19 protein-coding genes and 1 tRNA gene are annotated in these 22,381 nt (G+C 66.8%); 11 read left to right on the top strand and 9 right to left on the bottom strand.

Annotation, left to right across the window (positions count from 1 at the left end; all coding sequences use genetic code 11):
• The first annotated feature begins 4 nt into the window (after positions 1–4).
• The gene (locus BXU08_RS17765; protein ID WP_253190423.1) at positions 5–2,521 is read left to right on the top strand and encodes a glycosyl hydrolase 115 family protein; all 2,517 of its coding nucleotides are present in this window, start codon (positions 5–7) and stop codon (positions 2,519–2,521) included.
• Between the two features lie 10 nt (positions 2,522–2,531).
• Here BXU08_RS17765 and BXU08_RS17760 read toward each other — a convergent pair whose 3' ends face one another.
• Genes BXU08_RS17760 through BXU08_RS17750 form a run of 3 tightly spaced genes read right to left on the bottom strand, consistent with a single transcriptional unit; the run spans position 2,532 to position 7,377 of the window.
• Complete coding sequence (locus BXU08_RS17760) at positions 2,532–3,704, bottom strand: glycoside hydrolase family protein (RefSeq protein WP_077511287.1); 1,173 nt, start codon at positions 3,702–3,704, stop codon at positions 2,532–2,534.
• Positions 3,701–6,070: a glycoside hydrolase family 2 TIM barrel-domain containing protein gene (locus BXU08_RS17755; protein WP_253190422.1), complete on the bottom strand. Its 2,370-nt coding sequence runs from the start codon at positions 6,068–6,070 to the stop codon at positions 3,701–3,703. The genes BXU08_RS17760 and BXU08_RS17755 overlap by 4 nt, the downstream gene beginning before the upstream one ends.
• The gene (locus tag BXU08_RS17750; protein ID WP_077512578.1) at positions 6,067–7,377 is read right to left on the bottom strand and encodes an oligogalacturonate lyase family protein; all 1,311 of its coding nucleotides are present in this window, start codon (positions 7,375–7,377) and stop codon (positions 6,067–6,069) included. Before BXU08_RS17750 ends, BXU08_RS17755 begins: the two co-directional genes overlap by 4 nt.
• Before the next feature lie 127 nt (positions 7,378–7,504).
• On the opposite strand from BXU08_RS17750, the gene BXU08_RS17745 reads away from it, so the two are divergent.
• From BXU08_RS17745 to hemW, 5 genes are all read left to right on the top strand, one after another.
• Positions 7,505–9,139 (top strand): MFS transporter, encoded by a 1,635-nt coding sequence (locus BXU08_RS17745; RefSeq protein WP_077511283.1) that lies wholly within the window; start codon positions 7,505–7,507, stop codon positions 9,137–9,139.
• A complete protein-coding gene (locus BXU08_RS17740; protein ID WP_253190421.1) occupies positions 9,139–10,098 on the top strand; it encodes a glycoside hydrolase family 43 in 960 nt (319 codons plus the stop codon). Before BXU08_RS17745 ends, BXU08_RS17740 begins: the two co-directional genes overlap by 1 nt.
• A gap of 11 nt (positions 10,099–10,109) precedes the next feature.
• Entirely contained in the window at positions 10,110–13,010 is a 2,901-nt protein-coding gene (gene galA / locus BXU08_RS17735) for a beta-galactosidase GalA (protein ID WP_077511281.1), read from the top strand.
• A 31-nt stretch (positions 13,011–13,041) separates the two neighbouring features.
• Positions 13,042–13,115, top strand: a tRNA-Gly gene (locus BXU08_RS17730).
• A gap of 189 nt (positions 13,116–13,304) precedes the next feature.
• On the top strand, positions 13,305–14,450 hold the full coding sequence (hemW, locus tag BXU08_RS17725; RefSeq protein WP_077511279.1) for a radical SAM family heme chaperone HemW: 1,146 nt from the start codon (positions 13,305–13,307) through the stop codon (positions 14,448–14,450).
• 43 nt (positions 14,451–14,493) lie between these two features.
• On the opposite strand, the gene BXU08_RS17720 is transcribed toward hemW, so the two are convergent.
• Positions 14,494–15,705: a penicillin-binding protein activator gene (locus BXU08_RS17720; RefSeq protein WP_077511277.1), complete on the bottom strand. Its 1,212-nt coding sequence runs from the start codon at positions 15,703–15,705 to the stop codon at positions 14,494–14,496.
• An 11-nt stretch (positions 15,706–15,716) separates the two neighbouring features.
• Between BXU08_RS17720 and rsmI the strand changes: the two genes are divergently transcribed.
• On the top strand, positions 15,717–16,553 hold the full coding sequence (rsmI, locus tag BXU08_RS17715) for a 16S rRNA (cytidine(1402)-2'-O)-methyltransferase (protein ID WP_077511275.1): 837 nt from the start codon (positions 15,717–15,719) through the stop codon (positions 16,551–16,553).
• Here the strand turns inward: rsmI and BXU08_RS17710 are convergent.
• Positions 16,550–16,747 carry a hypothetical protein gene (locus tag BXU08_RS17710; RefSeq protein ID WP_077511273.1) on the bottom strand — a complete coding sequence of 66 codons (198 nt, stop codon included), beginning with the start codon at positions 16,745–16,747 and terminating at the stop codon, positions 16,550–16,552. The two genes, rsmI and BXU08_RS17710, sit on opposite strands and share 4 nt — an antisense overlap.
• A gap of 106 nt (positions 16,748–16,853) precedes the next feature.
• Here BXU08_RS17710 and BXU08_RS17705 point away from each other — a divergent pair, with 106 nt between their 5' ends.
• Genes BXU08_RS17705 through BXU08_RS17695 form a run of 3 tightly spaced genes read left to right on the top strand, consistent with a single transcriptional unit; the run spans position 16,854 to position 18,830 of the window.
• The gene (locus BXU08_RS17705) at positions 16,854–17,234 is read left to right on the top strand and encodes a YraN family protein (protein ID WP_253190420.1); all 381 of its coding nucleotides are present in this window, start codon (positions 16,854–16,856) and stop codon (positions 17,232–17,234) included.
• Between the two features lie 41 nt (positions 17,235–17,275).
• A complete protein-coding gene (gene gshB, locus BXU08_RS17700) occupies positions 17,276–18,235 on the top strand; it encodes a glutathione synthase (RefSeq protein WP_077511271.1) in 960 nt (319 codons plus the stop codon).
• Between the two features lie 4 nt (positions 18,236–18,239).
• Positions 18,240–18,830, top strand: coding sequence for a DedA family protein (locus BXU08_RS17695; RefSeq protein WP_077511269.1), 591 nt, complete (start codon positions 18,240–18,242; stop codon positions 18,828–18,830).
• On the opposite strand, the gene BXU08_RS17690 is transcribed toward BXU08_RS17695, so the two are convergent.
• The 4 genes from BXU08_RS17690 to BXU08_RS17675 form a co-directional block, all read right to left on the bottom strand.
• Positions 18,827–19,303, bottom strand: coding sequence for a GAF domain-containing protein (locus BXU08_RS17690; protein ID WP_077511267.1), 477 nt, complete (start codon positions 19,301–19,303; stop codon positions 18,827–18,829). The genes BXU08_RS17695 and BXU08_RS17690 overlap by 4 nt on opposite strands.
• A 41-nt stretch (positions 19,304–19,344) precedes the next feature.
• Positions 19,345–20,238, bottom strand: a complete 894-nt coding sequence (locus BXU08_RS17685) for a tyrosine recombinase XerC (RefSeq protein ID WP_253190419.1) — start codon at positions 20,236–20,238, stop codon at positions 19,345–19,347.
• A gap of 167 nt (positions 20,239–20,405) precedes the next feature.
• Positions 20,406–21,062, bottom strand: coding sequence for a fructose-6-phosphate aldolase (gene fsa, locus BXU08_RS17680; RefSeq protein ID WP_077511263.1), 657 nt, complete (start codon positions 21,060–21,062; stop codon positions 20,406–20,408).
• Between the two features lie 17 nt (positions 21,063–21,079).
• The gene (locus BXU08_RS17675) at positions 21,080–21,472 is read right to left on the bottom strand and encodes a hypothetical protein (protein ID WP_077511261.1); all 393 of its coding nucleotides are present in this window, start codon (positions 21,470–21,472) and stop codon (positions 21,080–21,082) included.
• 165 nt (positions 21,473–21,637) lie between these two features.
• On the opposite strand from BXU08_RS17675, the gene BXU08_RS17670 reads away from it, so the two are divergent.
• Positions 21,638–22,291, top strand: coding sequence for a DUF2490 domain-containing protein (locus BXU08_RS17670; protein WP_253190418.1), 654 nt, complete (start codon positions 21,638–21,640; stop codon positions 22,289–22,291).
• Positions 22,292–22,381 lie beyond the last annotated feature (90 nt).

Here is a 22,381-nt window from a genome sequence, read left to right as displayed (position 1 = left end):
TAGCATGCGCAGCATGACGGAGGGGGCGGAAGCACGTCGGTCGATCATCAGCTGCATCGCCATCCTCCCCCTCCGACGCATTCGGCGCCACCCCCTCGCAGGGCAGGATAAGGGGATTGCATCATTCCTGCTGGCGCTCACCCTCCTTCTTGCCACCCCCACGCACGCCCAGCTCGCCGACTGGATCGACACGCGGCCTGACGCGCCCGGCCTGAACCTCGCCGGCGCTACTGTGATCACCGCAGCCAGCGACGCCGATGTCGTCACGCTTGCCGCCGACCACCTCCGCCGCGACCTGGCCACCGTCACCGGCAAGACCGCGGGCGGCGATCCGATCTGGGCCGGCACGATCGGCAGGAACCCCGCGATCGACGGCCTCATCGCCACCGGCAAGCTCGACGCCAAGCGCCTCGCCGGCGCATGGGAAAGCTTCGTCATCGCCACTGTCGAGCGCCCTGCCCCCGGCGTGCGCCGCGCGCTGGTCATCGCGGGCAGCGACCGCCGCGGCACTGCGTACGGCATCTACGAACTCTCGCGCGCGATCGGCGTATCGCCCTGGCATTGGTGGGCCGACGTCACGCCGCTCCGCCAGGCCAGGCTCAGCGTGCGTCCGGGCACGCGCCGCTTCGGACCGCCTTCGGTCAAATATCGCGGCATCTTCATCAACGACGAGGATTGGGGCCTCACGCCCTGGTCGGCGACTGTCTTCGAGCCCGGCACACGCGGTATGGGGGCCAAGACCTATGCCAAGGTGTTCGAACTGCTGTTGCGGCTCAAGGCCAACACCTTGTGGCCCGCGATGCACAAGATCAGCCCGGCCTTCAACGCCAACCCCGAGAATGCCAAGCTCGCCGACCGCTACGGCATCGTGATGGGCTCGTCGCATGCCGAACCGATGCTGCGCAACAATGTTGGCGAATGGACCGCCGATGCGCACGACTATGATTACGGCAAGAACCCCGACGGCGTCCGCGCCTATTGGGACGAGCGCACTCGCACCAACGGGAAGTACGACAGCATCTGGACGCTTGGCATGCGCGGCATCCACGACAGCGGGATGCAGGGCGCCGACGACATGGCGACGCGCCGGAAATTCCTGGAGAGCATCATTGCCGACCAGCGCGCGATGCTCGCCCGGCATGTTTCCCGCCAAGTCGAGCGCGTGCCGCAGGTGTTCACGCCGTACAAGGAAGTGCTCGACGTCTATCGCGCAGGGCTGGAGATTCCCGACGACGTGACGCTGATGTGGCCCGACGACAATTTCGGCTATATCCGCCGCTTCCCGACGCCCGCGGAACGCAAGCGTCCCGGCGGATCGGGCATCTACTACCACCTTTCCTATCTCGGTGCGCCGCTCTCGTATTTGTGGCTATCGACCACGCCCACGGCGCTGATCGCCGAGGAAATGGGGCGCGCCTGGGACCTCGGCGCGCGCGCAATGTGGATCGTCAATGTCGGCGATATCAAGCCGGCCGAGCGGGAGACCGATTACTTCCTGTCGCTCGCCTGGGACGCGCCGGGCACCCGCGCGCTCGGCGTCGAGGCCTGGACGCGGCGCTGGGTCGCCGAGAATATCGACGCTGCGCAGGCCAACGAGATCGCCGCCGTCCTCGCCGAGCATCACCGGCTCAATTTCATCCGCCGGCCCGAACATCTGCAATGGCATCTGCCCGGGCAGAAGGCGCGGATGAGCCCCTATTCGGTCGCCGAGGCCGATGCCCGGCTGGTGGCTTTCGATCGCAACGTCGCCAGCGTCCGCAGGATTGCCGGGCAGATCCCCGAAGCCCGCCGTGACGCCTTTTTCGAGTTGCTCGGCTATCCGGTCGAAGCCGCTGCCGAAGCCAATCGCCGCTTTTTTGCCGCCGAGGCGCATGACCGGCTCCGCGACGCCGACTTGCCCCGCGCCCTCGCCCGCGGCACGGAAGCACGCGCGGCGGATGCGCGAATCGCCGGGCTGACCGGCACCTATGACGCACTCGCCGCCGGCAAATGGCGGGGCTTCATCGCCGTCGAACCCGCGGACGGCCAGTGGAAGAGCTATCGCCTCACGCCGCCGGTGCTGCCCGCGCCGTCGTCCGCCGGACCGCCGCCGGCGGTGCTCGCCGAGCCTGCGGCATCACGCGACATCACTCTCGATCTCCGCAGGTTCACCGGAAGCTGGCGTTCGGTCGCCGGGTTGGGCCGCAACGGGCCGGTCCTCGGATCACGCACCGACCGCGCAGTCGCAGGCACGGCCGCGCTCTCCCTTCCGACCGGCCGCTGGCGCGCGATCGTCGATCTGATCCCGACCTATGCCGATGGCGACGGCGCGCCGCTGCAGCTGGTGCTGCGCATCGACGGCAAGGTGTATCCGCTCAACATCACGCGCGAAACAGGCAATCCCGCCTGGGCGCAGGCAGTGCTGGACAACCGCATCTCGGTGGAACTGCCCGAAGCGGTCACCGCGGGCACGCATCGGATCGAGTTGGGCGCGGAAACCGGCGGCATCCTGGTCGAAGCGATTCGCTTCGTGCCCTACTGAGCGCCCGCCGCTAGCGGCGTGGGTCCTTGTCGGCATCGCGCAGATCGCGGTCCATCGCGACACCATCGAACGGCACGACGATGACCTTGCTGCCATGGCCGTTGCTGCCGGTCTGCGATTCCTTGGGCGTATCGACCACCGCGAAGGTCAGCGCGCGGACATGGCCGTTTTCGATCAGCACCCCGGGACGTTCGAGCTTGTTCCAGTGGTTCACCACGCCATTGGTGTAGCGGATGAAATCGGCGCCGGGTTCATAGGCCAGGCCCTGAACGCGCCACCCGGTCACGCCGTCGCGCGAAATCAGGTGATAGGCGCGGCGCTCGCGCCAATGGTTGACCAGAACATGATACCAGCCCCCGCTGAACCAGATCACCGGATCCTCATAGGCGCGCATGTCGCGCTGCGGCAGCCCCGGCAGCCCGCGATAGATGCTGTCGCCCATCACCTTGTAGGGGCCGAGGATGTCATTGGTACTGACGAGGATCTGGCCCGAGCGCTGGATGATGGCGAACCCGCCGCCCGGCCGCGCGATCAGGCTGACGTTGGATGCCTTCCAGGGCTTGGCCGGCGCAGTATTGGGCAGATCGCCAGGAGTCTTGACCGACGTGAACGCGCTCTGGTCGACGATGATGCTGCCGAGCTTGCGCCAAGGTCCGTCGATCGAAGACGAGACGAACACGTCGCCGCTACGGGTCTCGCTGGTCACCACGGCGTAGCGACCGTCAGGCAGGCGCAGCGCCGTGATGTTGTGCCCCTTGCCCGCTTCGTCGCCGGGCCAGGTCAGGCCCATGTCGCGATAGGGACCGAAAGGCGATTCGCTGATCGCCCAGACCGCTTCGGAGAGGCCCCACGCCTTGTGACCGAGTGCCTGATTCCAGCGGCTCGCGAACATGCGGTACTTGCCGTCCGGTCCTTTGAGGACCTGCCCGTCCCAATAGTTCCACCGGGCCATCGTGGCGTCTTCGAGCCCATTGCGAATATCGCGCGGCCCGACTTCGGCCGCGCCCCAAGCGATGCGCGACAGCTCCTTGGCCGGTGCTGGCCTGAAATAGGCGATGAAGGGCTTGGGCCCGAGCACCGGCACGGCCTCCGCCTCAACCGCTTGCGAGCGCGCGCCCGGCGGCGGTGTTACGACTGCCGCCAGGACCGCCACCGCAGCCCCGGCAAGCAGGCGCAGCGTCATCGCGTCACCATTGTCGCGATCCCTGCCTTGAGCCCCGGTGCGGTCGCGCGGATTCGCACGGTCCCCGGCCCGGTTCCCCGCAGCATCGCCAGCGCGTGCCCGCCGAACACCGGCCGCTCGGCTGCCGCGAACGGCGTATGCTCGGTCGGCGAGCCATTGTCATAGGCGACGAGCTTGCCCGGCCCCTCGACCGCGATGCGCACGCGGTTCGCCGCGCTCGGCACGACTACCCCCTTGGCATCGACCACTTCGACTCGGACGAACCCGACGCTGTCGAAGTCGCTGCCCATCGTCGGGGCCTCGGCGATCAGCCGGATCGCGGCAGGCGCGCCGGCGGTGCGCAGTTCGTCGGTCGCGACGGTCTTGCCCGCGGCATCGCGCGCCACCGCGCGGAGCGTGCCGGGCGCGAAGCCGACGTCCCAGCGGCGCGCGCTGTCGTCGGCGGGGCGCGGCTTGCTGCCCAGCGACCGTCCGTTGAGGAAGAGTTCGACGCTGGCGGCGTTGCTGTAGACCTCGACCGCTTCCGGGTGCGGCGCGCGATTCTCCGGCGACCAGTCGATCAGCGCGCCGGGGCCGCGGGGTTGCGGCATCGCCACGCCGACCATCGTCGGCAGCTCGCTGGTGTCGATCACCTCGGTGACGCGCCGCGCGATCTTGACCACCGGCTTCTCGGCCCACCAGCCCGCGCGCTCCCAGCCGATCGGCTTTACGAAATCGCTGCGGTCAGTGAGGCCCGACGGGTTGCCGATCACCGGCCAGCCGGCGCGATCGGCCTCGCCGAGATAATCGACCCCGGTCCACAGGAACATGCCGGCATAGGCCGGATTATCGCGCACCACGAGCCAGCTGCCGCGGTTCTTGCTGTTCTCCGTGCCGATGATTTTCCGAGACGGCTTGTCGGCATGCGCCTTGGCCAGCTCGTTCTCGCGATAATTCTGGCCGACCACGTCGAGCATGTCGGCGAGGCCGTTCTCATAATCCTTGGTCGTGTTCGGGCGGAACAGCGCCATCGTCACCGGGCGCGTCGGATCCTCGGCGTGGAAGATCTTCATCTGCCGCTCGACGATCGACTTGGCGACCAGCGGATAGGGCGTGTCGTGGATTTCGTTGCCGATCGACCAGATCACGACGCTGGGATGATTGCGGTCGCGCTTGACGAAATCGCGCGCGTCGAGCGACGACCAGTCGGTGAAGAACAGGTGATAGTCGTTGGGGTTCTTGGCGACCGTCCACATGTCGAACGCCTCGTTCATCACGATCAGCCCGAGCCGATCGCACAGATCGAGGAATTCGGGCGAGAAGGGATGATGCGCAGTGCGGACCGCGTTGACGCCGAGCGCCATCAGCCCGCGCAGCCGCCGCTCGTACATCGCCAGCGGCACCGCCATGCCGAACGCGCCGCCATCGGCGTGGATCGCGACGCCCTTCAGCTTGAAGTTGCGGCCGTTGAGCCAGAAGCCGGTCGCGGCCTCGAAGCGCGCGTCGCGGATGCCGAAGCGCTCGGTCTGCCGATCCAGCACCTTACCGTCCGCGCCGGTGAGCGTGACTTGGGCAGTGTAGAGCGCCGGGTCGGTCGTGTCCCACAGCCGCGGATTGGCGACGCGGAGCTTGGCCTCGAGCGCGTCGGTCCAATTGGCGTCGAGCCCGCCGCGCCTGCTTTCGCCCTGCGCTACGACTCGCCCGCCGGGATCGCGGATCGCGACCGAAAGCGTGGCGTTGACTGCCTTGTCGCCCATGTTGCGGATGCTGGCGTTGACGGTCACGTCCGCGCCTTCGCGGGTTACCTTGGCGGGGCGCACCGCGATGCCCGACTGGTCGAAATGCACGTCGCCGCTGATTGCGAGGCGCGCGTGGCGATAGATGCCGCCGCCGGCATACCAGCGCGAGGCCGGCTGGGCCGAGGTGTCGGCGCGGACCGCGAGGACATTGTCGCCCTCCACCTTGAGGAACGGCGTCAGCTCGTAGCGGACGCTCGAATAGCCATTGGGACGGTGGCCGACATGATGGCCGTTGATCCACACCCCGGCGCGATCCATCACCCCGTCAAGCTCGACGAACACCCGTCGGCCGCGGGCGCTTTCGGGCAACGCGAAATGTTTCCGATACCAGGCCACGCCGGTGGGCAGCCAGCCGCCCGATCCGGTCGCGCGCGCCTTTTCGTCGAACGGGCCGGCGATCGACCAGTCGTGCGGGACATCGACCCGCTTCCAGCCGCTGTCGTCGAATGCGGGCGCCATGGCGTCGACCTTGTCGCCGACCGACAGCCGCCAGTCCTGGTCGATCGACAAGCGCTCGGTCGGCTGGGCAAAGGCAGGCGCGGCAAGGCAGAGCGCCAGCGCCAGGCCGGCGCGAAGGGTGCCCTTCACTTCACCGGCGCCTTGGCGAGCTCGACGGCGTAGATGTGGTTCGCGCCTTCGAAGTTGGCGCGGAACACGATCCATTTGCCGTCGGGGGTGAAGGTCATGTTGGGCTCGAGCCGGTAGTCGTGCTTGCGCATATCGACCAATTTCTCGGAGTCTAGCGTGCCGGGAGCGATGAGGTTCTCGGCACCCGGCGCGTGGATGCCGGCGACGTCCGGGATCGCCTTGGGCGTGAACAGGTACAGATACTTCCCGTCGGGCGCGTGCGCGACCATCTCGCTGTCGCCGCCGTCGCCGGAGAACAGCTTATGGTCGGGCGACTGGTTGAAATGCACCGACCATTCGTTGCGCTCGACATTGTACCAGCGGCGCTTGCCGGTCTCGAGGTCGTAGCCCGCCAGCCAGAACACTTCGCCGCGCGGGGTCTGGAGATCATACCAGATCGTCTTGCCGTCGGGCGAGAAGAACTCATGGCCCGCGATTTCCATGTTCATCGTGCGATTGTGGATCGGCTTCTTGCCGGTGCCGTCGGCGCGGATCGTCCAGATCCGGTCGACCTTGTGCCACGGCCCTTCGTGGCAATACATGATCTGCTGCGGGTCGGTCGGCGAGAACTGGATATGGTTGAGCCAGTCGGTCGAGGCGGTGACGACCTTCCGCGCCCCGGTCTTCACGTCGATCGTGAAGATCTCCATCGGCACCTTGGCCTCGAGCCGGTCGTTGAGCCGGACCTCCTTGGCATCGGCATAGGTCATCGGGCGGCCATCCGGCCAGTTGGCGGCATATTGCGCCTGGCCGAACTTGTTGTTGTCGCCGGGCTTGGCGCCGGGTTGGAGCGGCTTGTCGGTCTCCGCCCATTGGCCGAGCAGCAAGGTCTCGTCGGCGTTGATCGAGCCGATGAACCCCTCCTTGATCTCGGCGATCTTCCGGGTCTTGCCCGAGTCGATATCGGCGGCGTGGATCGTCCAGGGTTTCCCCTCGCCCGCGCGGGTCTGATAATATGCCGTGCGGGTCTTGCGGCCGGTGAACAGCAGGATCAGCCCCTTCCCTTTGACCAAAGGCGTGACTTCCCAGCTCTTGAGGTCGATCACCGATATCCCGCCGGGGACGGAGATCACCATCTTGTCGCCCTGGGGCGTGTAGCTGTTCTGGTGGAAATAGAGGCTGGCGCTGTCGGCCTCGCGGCTGATCCGGATGACCTTGTGCCCGGTCAGCGTGTCGACCCATTGCGCCGCAGGGTCGGCCATCGCGGCCGGCGCCAGCAGCAGCGCGCCCAGCGCAAATGCCTGGCTAATCGTGCGTCCCAGCCGCATCCTCTTCTCTCCCGCCGACTTGATGTCGTTCCACATATCATGATAGCGGTTCAGAATATGGAGTAAAGAACGGGTGTCGGCACGGTGTCGAATTCCCGGCGGCTGTACCCCAGAGAGGAAACCCCGCATGGCGAGCAGCGCCTCCGCGCCCACCGCATCCGCGCACCGTCAGCCGCGCTGGTACAATTATTGGGGCTGGGGCTCCGGCGACATGCTCGGCGCAGGCGCACAGGCGGTCATCACCGGCTGGCTGCTCTACTTCTTCACCACCTTCTGCAATCTGTCTGCCGCCGAAGCCGGGCTGATCCTGGGCCTGCCGCGGCTGCTGGAGGCGATCACCTGCCCGCTGATCGGCTACGTGTCGGACAATCTGCGCCACACCTGGATCGGCCGGCGCATCGGGCGGCGGAAAATCTTCCTCATCGCCACGATCCCGCTGCTGCCCAGCTTCGCGCTGATCTTCATCGCCGGGCACAGCTTCACCTACTACCTGCTGACCTTCATCTTCTTCGAGTTCGTCTACACGATGTTCCTCATCCCGTGGGAGACGCTCGCCGCGGAGATGACCAACGACTATCGCAAGAAGGCGAAGTTCGCCGGCGCGCGGATGATCGTCGCGCAGAGCTCCGCGATCCTCGCTTCCTATCTGCCGACGCTGATCATCGGCAGCCTCGGCGGCAAGGATTCGCCCAGCACCTTCCTGATCATGGCCGCGATCTTCGGCGCGATCTTCAGCCTGGTCGTCACCCTGGTAGTGATCTTCACCTGGGAGCGCCCCTATACCGACGCCGAGAAGCAGGTGCAGTCGGCCCCGCTCGACCTCAAGACTGCGCTGCTGATCCCGGTCGTGATGTTCCGCGACCTGTTCTCGACGCTGCGCATCCGCGCGTTCCGCCAGCATCTGTCGATCTATCTCGGCGGCTATATCTCGCAGGACATCTTCAACACCGCCTTCCCGATCTTCGTCGTCACGGTGATGATGGGCGCGACGCTGATCATCTCGCAGCTGCTGACGATCATGTATGTGGCGCAGCTCATCTCGGTGATGATCGCGATCAACATCGTCATCCGCACCGGGCCGGTGATCGCCTATCGCATCGCGATCAGCTTCTTCGGCACCGGGCTGCTGCTGTTCCTGGCTTTCTATTACCTGCGGCCTGCCGGCTTCGTCGCGGACCTGGGCGCGCTCGACGGAAACATGCTCTCGGCGCTCAACCCGGCCTCGGCGACGTTCAGTCCGGTGCTGATCTTCTGGCTGTTCGTGCCGATCCTGCTCGCCGGGCTCGGGCGCGGCACGCTCAACTTCGTGCCCTGGTCGATCTACAACTACCTGCCCGACGTCGACGAGGCAGTCACGGGCCAGCGCCGCGAGGGCATCTTCGCCGGAGTCATGACGCTGGTGCGCAAGCTCGCGCAATCCGCCGCAATCATCTGCACCGGCTTCATCATCGACCTTGGCGGCTATGTCTCGCCCAAGGCCGGACCCGGCGAAGCCATGCAGCAGACCCCGGAGGCGATCGCCACGATCACCTGGCTGCTCATCCTCGGGCCGATCCTGGTCATGCTCGCCGGCCTGCTCGCCTCGTGGCGCTTCCGGCTCAATGCGCGGACGCATGGCGTGCTGATGGCCGAGATCGACCATCTTCGCGCCGGGGGCACCGAGCCCACCTCGCCGGAAGCACGTGCGGTCGTCGAGGATCTGTCCGGCTGGAAATATGCGCAGCTCTGGGGGAGGAACACCCTCGCCGCGGTGCGCCGCTGATGCTGTTCGCTGCGCTGGCGCTGCTCGCCCCCGACCCCGTCGCTTCGGTCCCGCTGTTCCGCGATCCGGTACATGACGGCGCCGCCGATGCCTCGACCGTCCATGACGCCAGGACGGGCGAATGGGTGATGTTCTACACCAATCGCCGCGCCGACCTGAAGCTCGCCGACCCCAAGGACGTCAGCTGGGTGCACGGCACCACGATCGGCGTGGCTCGATCGAAGGACGGCGCGAAGTGGCGCTATTCGGGCACCGCGGCGATTCCAGCGAGCTGCACCGGCGCAACCTTGTGGGCGCCCGAAGTCCAGCGCTTCGGTGATACCTGGCACATGTGGATCACCGTCGTGCCCGGCGTGTTCCAGGACTGGAACGCACCGCGCTTCCTCGTCCACCTCACCAGCGGCGACCTCAAAAGCTGGAAGTGCGGCGAGCGCGTCGACCTCGGCTCGGACCGCGTGATCGACGCGAGCGTGCTGGCACTGCCGCAGGGCGGCTACCGCATGTGGTTCAATGACGAGCGCGCGAACAAAGCGATCAAGTACGCCGACAGCGCCGATCTCAAGACCTGGACTGTGCGCGGCGCTGTCACCGACACCCCCGGCGAAGGCCCCAAGGCGTTTCGCTGGCGCGGGCGCTGGTGGCTGGTCAGCGACGCGTGGAAGGGGCTGTTGGTACAGCATTCGCCCGACGGCGAGCAGTGGACCGCGCAGCCCGGCTATCTCGGTGGCGAGCCGGGCACCCGCCCGACCGACCGCGCCAAGGTCCAGCATCCCGACGTCATCGTTTCCGGCGACCGCGCTTATCTGGTCTACTTCGTCCACCAGTCGGGCGAACCCGAAGCCGCCAAGGATCCCGATTGGAGCCGACGCACCGTGCTCCAGATCGCTGAGCTTGAGGAAAAGAACGGGGTGATTTCGATCGATCGCACCAAGCCGGTGACGATGCGGCTGGGCAAATAAGGGGAAGAAGCATGGATCGGCGCGCGTTTCTGGCAACCACGGCGCTGGCGTCCGCGCTTCCCGCGCTCCCCGCCCGCGCCAAGGCGGTGGACAGCTATAACGGCAATGACCTGCCGATGCCCGCGCCGCGCGACGGCCTCGATCCGCGCCCGACCCCGGAGGAACCCGGCCGCCTGCTGCTCGACCAGGGCTGGCGCTTCCATCTCGGCGACGTGCCGATGCCCGAGATCAAGGGCCATCAGGCGAGCTACGAGAATGCCAAGGCCGGTGCCTCGCACGGCGCCGCGGGACTAACCTTCGACGACAGCGACTGGCGCGAAGTTACCCTGCCGCACGATTGGGCGATCGAGGCGCCGGTCGATCGCGGCGCCAACATCGCCCAGGGCTATCGCCGCCGCGGCGTGGGCTGGTATCGCCGCACGATCCGGCTCGATCCGGCGCTTAAGGGCAAGTTCCTAGAGATCGACTTCGGCGCGATCGCCACGCACGCGACGATCTGGATCAACGGCACGATCGTCGACCGCAACTGGAGCGGGTATAACGGCATCCATGTCGACCTGACCCCCTATGCGCGCTTCGGCGACGAATTGAACACGATCGCGATCCGCGTCGATGCCGAGCCGATGGAAGGCTGGTGGTACGAAGGCGCCGGCATCTATCGCCATATCTGGCTGGCGGTGCGCGAGCCGGTGCATATCGTCACCGACGGCGTGCATTGCGACCCGCGGCGCACCGCAGACGGCAGCTGGAGCGTCCCGGTCGAAGTCACGCTCGGCAATGTCGCCACCGCCGACCGGGCGGTCACCGTTCGCGCGCGACTGTTGCGCGCAAACGGTCAGGAGATCGCAGTCGGATCGGACGAAGTATCGGTGCGCCCGTTGGTCGCCGCAACGGCGAACATCGCGCTGCCGGTGGCGGACCCTGAGCTATGGTCACCCGACAGCCCGACGCTCTATCCGCTGCTGGTGACCGTGCATGCGGGCGACAAGCAGGTCGACGAGCGCCGCATCAATATCGGGTTCCGCACCTTCGCCTTCGACAGCAAGACCGGCTTCCACCTCAACGGCCAGCCGCTCAAGATCAAGGGCACCTGCAACCACCAGGACCATGCGGGCGTGGGCACCGCGATTCCCGACGCATTGTGGGACTGGCGCATTCGCCGGCTGAAGGCGCTCGGATCGAACGCGATCCGCATGTCGCACAATGCCCCGCCAACCGAGTTGCTCGACGCCTGCGACCGCCACGGCCTGCTGGTGATGAACGAGAACCGCCAGTTCAATCCGAGCCCCGACTATATGGAGCAGCTCGAATGGCTGGTCCGCCGCGACCGCAACCGGCCCTCGGTGTTCATGTGGTCGGTGTTCAACGAGGAGCCGATGCAGGGCAGCTCGCAGGGCTATGAGATGGTCCGGCGCATGGCCGCGGTGGTCAAGGCGCTCGACGACAGCCGCCCGGTGACCGCGGCGATGAACGACGGGATGTTCACGCCGCTCAACGTCAGCCACGCAGTCGACGTGGTCGGGTTCAACTACCAGATCCCGCAATACGACAAATATCACGCCGCGTTCCCGGACAAGCCGCTGACCAGCTCGGAGGACACCAGCGCCTTTGCGACCCGTGGCGAATGGGCGAGCGACAAGGCCCGCAACGTCATGACCAGCTATGACGACGAAGGCGCGCCCTGGGGCGCCACCCACAGCGCCGCCTGGAAGGCGATCGCCGAGCGCCCGTTCCTCGCCGGCGGGTTCGTCTGGACCGGTTTCGACTATCATGGCGAGCCGACGCCGTTCGAATGGCCGTCCACGTCGAGCTTCTTCGGGATCATGGACATTTGCGGCTTTCCCAAGCTCGCCTTCCTCCAGCACCGCGCACAATGGATCGACGACGAACCCGTGCTCGCGCTCCAGCCGCATTGGAGCTGGCCGGGCAAGGAAGGGCAGCCGATCCGCGTGGTGGCGCTGACCAATGCCGAGCGCGTCGTACTGCGCCTGAACGGCAAGCCAGTCGGCGAGGCGACGGTGGATCGGCTCAAGCAGCCCGAATTCCAGGTCCCCTATGCGCCTGGCAAGCTCGAGGCGATCGGCTATCGTGGCGGACGCGAAGTCTCGCATGCGGTGATCGAGACCGTCGGCGCGCCGGTCGCGCTGCGCCTGACTCCCGATCGTCGGGTGATGGCGGGCGACGGCGAGGACGCCCAGCCGGTTACGGTGGACGCTATCGATTCGCGCGGGCGGCACGTACCGCTGGTGAACCTGCCTGCGAGTTTCACGATAGAGGGCGGTGAAATCATCGGTCTCGGCAACGGCAACCCCAACGACCATGACCCGGAAAAGGGCAACACCAGGAAACTGTTCAACGGCCTCGCCCAGGTGATCGTCCGCGCCGATGCCGGGCGGGGCAGGCTCACGCTTCGCGCCACCGCGGCCGGGCTCAAGCCCGCGACGCTGACGATCGACCGGATTGCCGCCAAGCCGCGCGCGCAGGTCGCCAGTACCCGGCCCGAGATGCTGCTGAGCTTCTGGGCCCGCGCCCCGTTCACCACCACCCGGCCCGATCCCCTAGCCAAGATCGGCACCGACGACCGCTACGCCACTGCACGTGGCCGCTCGGGCAGGCTCGAAGGACCTTCGCAGGACGGCCGCTGGAACGGCTATCAGATGGACTTCACCCCGCCGGCTCGGGTCCGCCAGCGCGGCGGCGTGCTGACCTTTACCGAGCTGGCCGGCACCGCCGAGATCTGGATCGATGGCAGCAAGATCGCCGAAAAGCGCGATCCCGCCCCCGCGCGGCTCGATGTCACGCTGCCCGCCGGCCAGGGCGAACGCAATCTGGTGGTGCTGGTCGAGACCGAGCCCGGCAAGGCCTCCGGCTTCGGCAAGATGGTTGTTGTGCGCGAGACGGTTGACCGATAGCCGCGGGTTGTGGCAGTCGCGCAGCCGGCTCGCGGGTATAGTACAATGGTAGTACAGCAGCCTTCCAAGCTGAATACACGGGTTCGATTCCCGTTACCCGCTCCAAGCCCCTCCGGCCGCCGAACCCATGATTCCTTGTGGCGCTACGCCCTAAAGGGATACGCGCGGGGTTCGATTCCCGTTACCCGCTCCAGCCCTTCTCAGACCGTCAAACCCATGATTCCTTGTGGCACCACGCCCTGAGGGGCTACGCGCGGGGTTCGATTCCGTTACCCGCGCCGAGCAGCCAAGCGAATGACCACCGACACCAACCCGCTCGCACTATATGTGCATTGGCCGTTCTGCGTGTCCAAATGTCCCTATTGCGACTTCAACAGCCATATCCGTGAGAGCGTAGACCAGGACGCCTGGCGCAGCGCGATGCTCGCCGATCTCGCACAGGAGGCGGCGCAGCTGCCGGGGCGCAAGCTCGGCTCGATCTTCTTCGGCGGCGGCACGCCCTCGCTGATGCCGCCCGAGACGGTCGCGGCAGTGATCGCCGCGGCGGAGCGGCATTGGGGCTTCGAACCGGGCATCGAGATCACGCTGGAGGCTAATCCCTCCTCGGTCGAAGCCGCGCGGTTCGCCGATCTTGCCGCGGCGGGGGTGAACCGGGTCTCCTTGGGGTTGCAGGCGCTGGACGACGAGGCGCTGCGCTTCCTCGGCCGCGCGCACGGCGTCAGCGAAGGCCTCGCCGCGCTGGAGACCGCGCAATCGGTGTTCGAACGGGTGAGCTTCGACCTGATCTATGCCCGCCCGGAGCAGGATCTCGCCGCGTGGGAAGCCGAGTTGAACCGCGCGATCGGCTTCGGGACCGAGCATCTCTCGCTCTACCAGCTCACCATCGAACCCGGCACGCGCTTCGCGACTCTGTTCGAGAAGGGCCAGCTCGCCGCCTATGATCCCGACGCCGCCGCCGACCTGTTCGAGGCGACCCGCACCATCACCGCGGCGTCCGGCCTGCCCGCCTATGAAATCTCCAACCACGCCCGGCCGGGCTCGGAGAGCCGGCACAACCTGATCTATTGGCGCTATGGCGACTATGCCGGCATCGGCCCGGGCGCCCATGGCCGGCGTGGCGGCTACGCGACGATGCGGCACAAGAAGCCCGAGAACTGGCTCGGCGCGGTGGCACGCAACGGCCATGGCACGCAGATCGAGGATGCGCTGACACCGCAGGAGCGCGCGGTCGAGGCGCTGGTGATGGGGCTGCGGCTGCCCGAGGGCGTCGATGTCGCGCGCGTCGCCGCGCTGGCCGGCGGCGAAGCGCCGCTCGACCAGCATGCGCTGGCGCGGATGCAGGAGCAGGGACTGGTAACCCTGGCGAGCGACCGGCTGTCCGTCACCGAAGCGGGCATGCCGGTGCTGGAGGCGATCCTGCGCGAACTGGTGATCGCCTGATCCCGTCCCTCACCCCGGCTTCCGCCGGGGTGAGGAATAGCCGTCAATTGCCGTTAAAATTCGGCGGCGCAGGCGAAACCGTGGCGGTGGTCCCCCCGCGAATTTCCTGCACCTCCAGCGCGCGCTCAGCTACGCCGTCACGGCCCAGGCGGAACGCGCCGTCGAGACCGGCAAAGCCTTCGCGCTCGGTCAACCGCGCCGCGGGGAATTCGTCGCCCGGCCGCCAATCGCGCGCGATCCGCACCGTCAGCAGCACCGCGTCATAGCCCAGCGTCGACATTCGATACGGCGCCGCGCCGAAGCGCGCCCGGTATTTGCTGGCATATTGGCGATAGTAATTGTCCGGCACACTGGCGAACCACGCGCCGCCGAGCGCCGCCTTGCCGCCGATCGCCGAATCGGTGTTCCACAATTCGGTGCCGAGCAGCCTCGCGGTCTTGCCGGTGGCCGAGCGGCGGATCAGCGGCGCCGCGGTCACCGCGCCATCGGTGCTGCCCGCGATCAGGATCGCCTGGAACGGCGAGCGGCTGATCTTGGCGACCGCGCTCGCCATCGAGCCCGGCCGGCCGTCATAGGTCTCGAGCGCGAGGACCCGGCCGCCGGCGTCCTCCACCGTGCGCAGCAGCGCCGTCGATGCGCGCTCGCCGTAGAGACCGGTCGGGATCAGCCCGGCAAAGTCCTTGATCCCCGAACGCGTGGCATAATTGACCACACGCTCGATCGACTGCGCGGGCACGTAGCCGAGGATATAGGTGCCGTTGCCGGCGACGCTGGCATCGTTGGAGAAGCTGAGCACCGGCACGCGCGCGCGCCGGGCGATTGGCGCCACGTCGCGCGCCTCTTCGGCGAGCAGCGGGCCGAGGATCAGCCGGTTGCCGTCGGCGATCGCCTGTTGCGCGGCCGCCGCCGCACCGCCGGCCGCACCGGTATCATAGGTGGTGATCCGCATCGCATCGCTGCGGGTATCGAGCACCGCAAGCTGCGTCGCGTTCTGGAGCGAGCGGCCTACCCCGGCATTGGGACCGCTGAGCGGCACGAGCAGCGCGATGCGATGACGCTCGACGTCCTGGGGCAGTCCCGGCTGGATCGGGCGCGGCGCCACGGGCACCGGCCGGGTGACCGGCGCGGGGCGCTCGGCCTCCGGAACGATTCGCGGCCCGCTGGCGCAGGCGGCGAGGAACAATGCCGCGCCGACGGCGGCGGCGCGCAGCATGTTCCAAAGGCCCGGTTGCACAGTTGCTCTGGCGTCTGCCATGACTCTCCCCGATGGATGATCTCGTTCTTGCCCCCGGCCTCTACATCGTCGCGACGCCGATCGGCAATCTCGGCGACCTCAGTCCGCGTGCGGCTCAAATACTGATGAAGGCCGATGTGGTTGCGGTCGAAGACTCGCGTGTGACAGCCGGACTGTTTCGCCACCTCGGCACCAAGGGCAGGATGCTGCCCTATCACGATCACAATGCCGATGCGGTGCGCCCCGGGCTGATCGCGCGGATGGCGAGCGAGGCAGTGGCGCTGGTTTCCGACGCGGGCACGCCGCTGATCTCCGATCCCGGCTTCAAGCTGGTGCGCGACGCGCGCGCCGCCGGCCACATCGTCACGACGATCCCGGGCCCGTGCGCCGCGATCGCCGCGCTCACGCTGGCGGGATTGCCGACCGACCGCTTCCTGTTCCTCGGCTTCCTGCCGTCCAAGCAGCAGGCGCGGGCCGAGGCGATTGCGGAGATCGCCGCGATTCGCGCGACTTTGGTGCTCTACGAATCGGGGCCTCGGCTCTCCGGCTGCCTCGCCGCATTGGCCGAAGAGCTCGGCGACCGCGAAGCGGCAGTCGCGCGCGAGATCACCAAGCGGTTCGAGGAATGCGTGACGGGGACGCTGAGCGAACTGGCGGCGCGCTATGCCGATGCGCCCCCCAAAGGTGAGATGGTCGTGGTGGTCGCGCCGCCGGGCGAAGCGGCGCCTGCAAGCGAAGCGGATGCCGATGCGGCGCTGGCCGAAGCGCTTACTCGATTGCCCCCCGCAAAGGCGGCGGGCGAAGTCGCCAAGAAGCTCGGGCTGGACCGCAAGGCCCTGTATGCCCGTGCCATGGCACTCAAGGCTTAGGCGAACTCTTGCAGACGCGCGGGATTGGAATCGAGCAGGAAGCTCTCATCCGATCCGGTCAGTTCCGAAAGACGGCGGACATAGGTTTCGGCAAGCAATCGCCTTCGCGCTTTCGCGTTCGCAGTAATCGCGTGCCGTGCAGCCACGATCTCCTGGATGGCGCGACGCCGATAATAGCTTTCGTTGGATTCCATAACCTTCGGCACCCCCCGGTGACGACTTGCGACCCGGCTTCTAGTGAGTCGGAATGGTGAAGATTAATCAAAGTTATCAACAGGCGCCAACCCCTGGCAGGGTTTCATGAAGATGAAGCGGCCTCACCACGCGACAAACGCCCGAAAAGCCGCGGAAAATCGCGGCCGAGAAGGCGAGCGCCGCGCCGCCTGGTGGCTGTGGCTGCGCGGCTGGCGAATCCTTGACCGGCGCGTGCGCACCCCCGCCGGCGAAGTCGACATCGTCGTGCGCAAGGGCAATCTGGTCGCGTTCGTCGAAGTGAAGACCCGCGCCACCAATGCCGAACTCGACTTCGCGATCGACGAACGCCGCCTGCGCCGGGTGGCCGCCGCGGCGGAATATCTGATGCCGCGCTATGCCGGTCCCGGCGACGATATCCGTGTCGACGTGATCCTCATTGCCCCCCGCACCCTACCTCGCCATATCGAGAACGCCTGGATGGGGTGACTTAGTCGAATAGGTCACCTATAGCGGGCGAAGGAGGCCGAATGTCGCTTGTTGTTGCCGTGCAGATGGACCCGCTCGATGCGATCAACATCGCCGGCGATTCGACGTTCGCGCTTATGCTTTCCGCCCAGCAGCGCGGGCATCGGCTGTTCCACTATGCGGCCGAGGATCTGAACTATTCGGACGGCCGCGTCTGGGCCAGGGCGCATCCGGTCAGCGTCCAGCGTGTCGCGGGCGATCATTTCCGCTTCGACGATCCGGTCAGCCTCGATCTGGGCGAGGAAACCGATGTCGTGCTGATGCGGCAGGATCCGCCGTTCGATCTCGGCTATATCACCGCGACGCACCTGCTCGAGCGGATCGCCGACCGGACGTTGGTGGTCAACGACCCCGCCAGCGTCCGCAACGCGCCCGAGAAGGTGTTCGTGCTCGATTATGCGCAGTTCATGCCGCCTACTTTGGTCACCCGCAGCCTCGACGAGGCGCGCGCATTCCTGGCCAGGCATGGCGAGATCGTCGTCAAACCGCTCCACGGCAATGGCGGCAAGGCGATCTTCAAGGTGGGCAGCGACGGCGCCAACCTCTCGGCGCTGATCGAAGTGTTCAACACCGCCTATCGCGAGCCGCACATGGTGCAGGCATTCCTCCCTTCGGTCGCGGCGGGCGACAAGCGCATCGTGCTGGTCGATGGCGAGGTCGCCGGCGCGATCAATCGCATCCCGGGCGAAGGCGAGATTCGATCGAACCTCGCAGTCGGCGGCTCGGCGGCGAAGACCGAGCTGACCGAACGCGAGCAGGAAATCTGCGCCGTGCTCGGGCCCGAACTCAAGAAGCGCGGACTGCTGTTCGTCGGCATCGACGTGATCGGGGGCGAATGGCTGACCGAGATCAACGTCACTTCCCCCACTGGCATCGTCGCAATCGACAAGTTCAACGGCAGCGATACCGGCGCGCTGATCTGGCAGGCGATCGAGCGCCGCGTCGCCGAGCGCGCGGCCTGATCCGATGATCGACTGGCTCGACTGGGGGTATTTCGGCATTTTCCTGCTGATGGTGCTGGAGAATGTCATTCCTCCGGTCCCGTCCGAAGTGATCATGAGCGTCGGCGGCATCGCCGCGGGCCAGGGCAAGATGGATTTCGTCGCGCTCGTCGCCGTCGGCACGCTCGGCTGCACGGTCGGCAACCTGTTCTGGTGGGAGATCGGCCGGCGCTATGGCTATGAGCGGCTCAAGCCCGCAGTCGAGCGCTGGGGCCGCTGGCTGACGATGGATTGGGAGGATGTCGAGAAGCTGCGGCGCTTCTTCGATCGGTGGGGCGGCGCGACGGTGTTCGTGTTCCGCTTCATGCCGCTCGGGCGCACCGTGATCTCGATCCCCGCGGGGCTGCTGCACATGCCGTTCTGGCGCTTCGTCGCCTACACCACTGCGGGAAGTCTGGTGTGGAACACGCTTCTCGTCGGCATCGGCTATTGGCTGGGTGCCAGCTTCGAGACGGTCGATCACTGGATCGCGCCGATGGTCACCGGAGTCGTGGTGCTGGCGCTCGCGGTCTATTTGTGGCGCGTTCTGACCTGGAAGCCGCGCGCGCAGCGCTAGGCGAGCGCGCGAAGCCGATCGAGTTCGATCGCGATCCGGCCTGCCATCGCCTCGATCAGCGGCAGCGAGTCCGCCAGCGAAATGTGGCGCTCGGTCGGATCGATCGCGCAGAGCGTGCCGAAGAAGCTGCCATCGGCCAGCAGGATCGGCACCGAGATATAGCTCTCGAACCCGTACATCGCCGGTGTGTGGTGCGTGCGCCATTCGGCATGCGCGCCGACATGGTCGATATAGACCGATCGTGCGCTCTGGCGGATTTCGTCGCAGATCGTCGTCTTGATCTGAAGTTCGTCGCCTGGCTTCATCCCGAATTCGATGCGATCGAGCACCTGGCAGGCGATCCAGCGCTCGCTGGTCACGCGCGCGACCGCCGCGAAGCCCATGCCGGTGAGCGCGCAGACTTCCTCCAGCATCTTCTCGACGTCGGGAATGTGCTGCACGGCCGCAATATCGGTATCGTAGCTGTAAGTCATTGAACCCCCACGCGCTCTTTTATCGCGACGCGGGGCCTGTGTCACGCCCGCGGGTGGGCGTTGCGATACACGTCCAGCAAGTGCGCGGCATCGACCGCGGTGTAGATCTGAGTCGAGCTGAGGCTGGCATGGCCGAGCAATTCCTGCAGCGCGCGCAGATCGGCGCCGCGGCCGAGCAGATGGGTGGCAAAGCTGTGCCGCAGCGCGTGCGGCGTGGTTCGTTCGGACAGGCCCAGCGTCGTACGTGCCGAGCGCACTGCCTTGCGGATCGCCCCCGGCGGCAGCGGCCCGCCTTTGGCTCCGCGAAACAAGGGCACGTCGCGCGCCACGCCATAGGGGCAGATCTTTGCATAGGCTTCGATCGCCTCGCGCACTTCGGGAAGCAGCGGGACCAGCCGCGTCTTGGCACGCTTGCCGGTGACGCTCATCGTCGCGCCGAGCGGCAGCACCGCGCCGGTCAGGCCGACAGCCTCGCCGATGCGCAGCCCCGCGCCATAGAGTAGCAGCAGTACCGCCCAGTCGCGCGCGCCGATCCACGGCTCGCTCGCTTCTTCCGACACGGTTTCGGCCAGCGCCACGGCTTCGTGCGGCGCGATCGGCCGCGGCACGCCGCGCTTGACCCGCGGCCCGCGCAGCCGCGGCATTTCGGCAGCGTCGCCCACCGTGAATTTTAGGAAGCCGCGCACTGCAGAAAGCTCGCGCGCGGCCGAAGCGTTCGACAGCCCGTCATTGCGGCGATGCGCCAGAAAGGCGCGGAGATCGGCGGCAGTGATGCCTGCCAGCGCTTCGCGGGTAACTTCGCCGCCCCAATGCGACCGGAGGAACGCGACCAGCCGGACCGCGGTCGCCTCATAGGCACGCACGGTGTGCGCCGAACGCCGCCGGTCGCGGGCGAGGTGCCGGCCGTAAAGGAGCGGGAGTGCGGGTTCGGTCACCGGGACACAATGCCCCCTGGACTCCCCTCCCTGCAAGGGAGGGGTTGGGGGTGGGTGCGAGCGCAGCGAGCCCAGCGATACGCCTCGACAAAAGAAAAGGCTGGGCATCGAGCCCGACCTTTTCCAAACCCACCCTTGATCCCCTCCCGTTCAGGGAGGGGAACAGATCACCCGATCTTCTGCCCGGTCTTCGCCCAGTCGGCGAGGAAGCCTTCGATGCCCTTGTCGGTCAGCGGGTGCTTGACCAGCTGGCGGATCACCGAGGGCGGTGCCGTCATCACGTCGGCGCCGATGCGCGCGGCTTCGAGCACATGGATCGGATGACGCACGCTGGCGACGAGGATCTCGGTCGAGAAATCGTAATTGTCGTAGATCAGGCGGATGTCGCTGATCAGCGCCATGCCGTCGAAGCCGTTATCATCGTGGCGGCCGACGAACGGCGAGACGAAGGTCGCACCGGCCTTGGCGGCGAGCAGCGCCTGGTTCGCCGAGAAGCACAGGGTGACGTTGACCATCGTGCCGTCGTCGGTCAGCGCCTTGCAGGTCTTGAGGCCGTCGATCGTCAGCGGCACCTTGACCGCGATGTTGTCGGCAATCTTCCGGACGATCTCGGCCTCGCGCATCATGCCTTCGTAATCGAGCGCGACGACTTCGGCCGACACCGGCTTGCCGGGGACGATCTCGCAGATCTCGGCGACGACTTCGAGGAAGTCGCGGCCCGCCTTGTGAATCAGCGACGGATTGGTGGTGACGCCGTCGAGCAGCCCAGTATCGGCGAGGTCGCGGATGTCGGCGGTGTCGGCGGTGTCGGCGAAGAATTTCATGGCTGTCCCCAGGCGAATCAGTAGCGCACCAGCATCAGCCGTGCGCGCGTCGCCTTAAGCTTGTTGACCGTGACGCGATAGGTCCCCGGGCGCAGCTTGTACCGGACGATCTTCCGGATTGTCGTGCATTCGGGCCCATGCCCGTGCGCCACCGATTCGAGTGCCTTGCCGCGTGCCGGCGCGAGATCGATCCAGCCCGGCTCGCTGAGCGCGATGCCATAGGTGCCCGCCTTGCGGATGCGCACGGTCGTGGAGAGCGCGCCATCGCGCCCGGCATGGAGCGTGACCGCGCCACCGGTATCGAGTGCCCCTGCCGTACGCGTCCATCCGGCCAGCGGCGCAGGAAGGCGCACGTCGTAAGTTCGGCATTGTGGAACGGCTATCGTGAGTGCGAGCGCAGTCAGCAGCATGGCACTTCCCCCTTTTTACACCGGACGACCGGCAAAATGAGTTTAGGCAGGCCCGAGCTGCGTAGCAACCGCCGGCCCGGACAAGACGATTTCGTGACAATATTGCTATACTATTGCTACAGGCGGCGCCGTACCGGACCGGCTTTTCTTCCGAGGATATCGAACGTGCCGCGCCTTCCCCTTCTTGCTGCGATCCTGCTGCTCGCGCCGTGTGCCGCGCACGCGCAGGTCGAGGATGCGCAGCTCTGGCTTCAGACCAACGCCAACGTGGCGATCTCCGACGATACGCGAGTCACGCTGGAAGGCATTGCGCGCTTCAGCGATCGCCAGGACGGCCTCTTCCATACCGAGATCGGCGGGATCGTCAGCCACAAGCTGTCGAAGCATGTCGAGATCGGCCTGGGCTATCGCCATGTCGCCGGCCATGGCGGCAACACTGCCGACGACGAGAATCGCCTGCGCCAGCATATCGTGCTGTCCTATGGCCGCTTTACGTCGCGCTTCCGCATCGACGAGCGCTTCCATCCCGACGGCAACGAGGTCGGCATCCGCCTGCGCCCGCTCCTCCGCTACAACCAGCCGGTCGGCAAGGATATGTCGCTGTTCGTCAGCCATGAGAGCTTCTTCATGGCGAACACTACCAATTGGGGTCAGCGCGCGGGCTATGACCGGATGCGCAACATCGTCGGCGTGACCCTGCCGATCGCCAAGGGCGTGTCGAGCGATGTCGGCTATCTCAACCAGTATCGCTTCCCGCGGAACGGCAGCCGCGCGCAGATGGATCACGCGCTGTCGGTACAGCTCTCGCTGAACCTCTAGCTGTTCCCGGGCGAAGGCCGGGGAACACTACACGCAAAATGCTCGCCCAAGGCCAGCCAGGCTTTTCAGGCGAGTCCGAAGCAACGATAT

The sequence above is a fragment of the Sphingomonas sp. LM7 genome (assembly GCF_002002925.1).
Taxonomy (GTDB): Bacteria; Pseudomonadota; Alphaproteobacteria; order Sphingomonadales; family Sphingomonadaceae; genus Sphingomonas.
This window is presented reverse-complemented; position numbering and strand designations above follow the sequence as displayed.